This is a genomic window from Candidatus Infernicultor aquiphilus (assembly GCF_002784285.1).
GTDB classification, from domain to species: domain Bacteria; phylum Atribacterota; class Phoenicimicrobiia; order Phoenicimicrobiales; family Phoenicimicrobiaceae; genus Infernicultor; species Infernicultor aquiphilus.
The window spans coordinates 1-1,343 of sequence record NZ_PFKO01000242.1 but is presented as its reverse complement, the minus strand read 5'-3'; the positions used below and the strand labels follow the sequence as shown (position 1 = coordinate 1,343).

The window sequence follows — 1,343 nt, the reverse complement described above, 5'->3', positions numbered from 1 at the left end:
CTATGGTAAGCAAGGAAGAGTGTCCACAATGTAATAAGCGAGTACCGCTAGAAGAACTTATGAGTACCGGGTGTCCCTGGTGTGGCTGGATATCTGCCAAAGCCAAGGCACTCAAAACAGAGGCATAAAGGAGGTTTAAATCTTATGGAAAAGAAGCAGAAGGATAGATTTGGCGGCCTTAATATCTTAGGTATTCCCCTAGATCCAACCTTGGGTGTGGGAGATAAGGTTTTAGACCATATAGATGAGTCAAAAGAAGCTGAAAAGAGAAAAGAAGCAGCCTCTAAATATTGGATGCGTTGTCCTTCCTGTGGGAAGAAAGTAGTAAGAGAAGATTTAGTTAAAAAAGGCTGTTATGCCTGTGGTTGGAAAGGAACAGAGAGTGAATTGGAGATAGCTGAGGCAAAAAGGGAAAGTGGTTTAAAGCACTTTGAAGTTGAAAGACAAGAGAGGTCTTACTACACTATCTGCCCTAAATGCGGTCGCAAGGTGATTACTGAAGAGTTGGAAGAAAAGGGATGTTTTATTTGCGGATATAGGACAGAAGACAGATAACAGAAAACAGAAAAATCTGACTTCTGACCTCTGTTTTCTGACTTCTGTTTTCTGAAACCTAATAAATGATAACGAGGAGAAAAGAAAATGGCTGAAGAGGATAAAAAGAAAGAAAATGGTAAAGAAGAAGAAGAAGGAATAGCAGGAGGAATTCTTAAAGGGATTGGTAAGATGATTCCAGGATTGGGTGGATTGTTCAAGGGCTTGGAAAAATCTCCGGCATTCAAAGAAAGATTAAAAAGGATTGATGAAGAAGTAGAGCGTAAGTTGAAGGAAGCTCCTTTGAAAAAGACAGAAGAAGGAAAATTTAGGATAAAAGGAAGGTTTGAAGCAAGGCATTTAGCTCCAGATAAACCATCTATGAGAAAGGAAGTCTCTCCTCCTATGCCTCAGGAAAGGCCAGCAGATATCTTTGACGAGAAAGATTATATTAAAGTGATTGCTGAGATACCAGGGGTTGAAGAGGAGGATATAAAAATTAATTTGGAGAAAGATAGCCTTACCATATCAGTGAATGTCCCTGACCACAAATATCACCAGGAAGTGAAACTACCCTGCGAACCTAAAGGTAAGCTGGAGAAGTTTTATAGGAACGGAATCTTAGAAGTGAGGATTCAGAAGACAGAAGACAGATAACAGAATACAAAGAACAGAGACCGGAAAATCTGACTTCCGTTTTCTAACATCTGATAAAGGAGCGAAGCGACAGATGCCAATCGACATTGATGAAGACAATCTAAAACACGGGCTTTTAGGTTTAGTTATTGCCTTAGTAGAGATAATCAAAG

Annotated in this window: 2 protein-coding genes; both read left to right on the top strand. The window is 39.7% G+C overall.

The features are described from left to right. Window positions 1-144 precede the first annotated feature (144 nt). A complete protein-coding gene (locus tag COZ07_RS06490) occupies window positions 145-555 on the top strand; it encodes a hypothetical protein (RefSeq protein ID WP_406607757.1) in 411 nt (136 codons plus the stop codon). Between the two features lie 87 nt (window positions 556-642). Next, complete coding sequence (locus COZ07_RS06485) at window positions 643-1,191, top strand: Hsp20/alpha crystallin family protein (RefSeq protein WP_406607756.1); 549 nt, start codon at window positions 643-645, stop codon at window positions 1,189-1,191. The last annotated feature ends 152 nt before the right edge of the window (window positions 1,192-1,343 follow it).

Bases quoted from the DNA above. Each gene is read 5' to 3' on its own strand.
- COZ07_RS06490 (WP_406607757.1), top strand. From the start codon at position 145: ATGGAAAAGAAGCAGAAGGATAGATTTGGCGGCCTTAATATCTTAGGT.
- COZ07_RS06485 (WP_406607756.1), top strand. From the start codon at position 643: ATGGCTGAAGAGGATAAAAAGAAAGAAAATGGTAAAGAAGAAGAAGAA.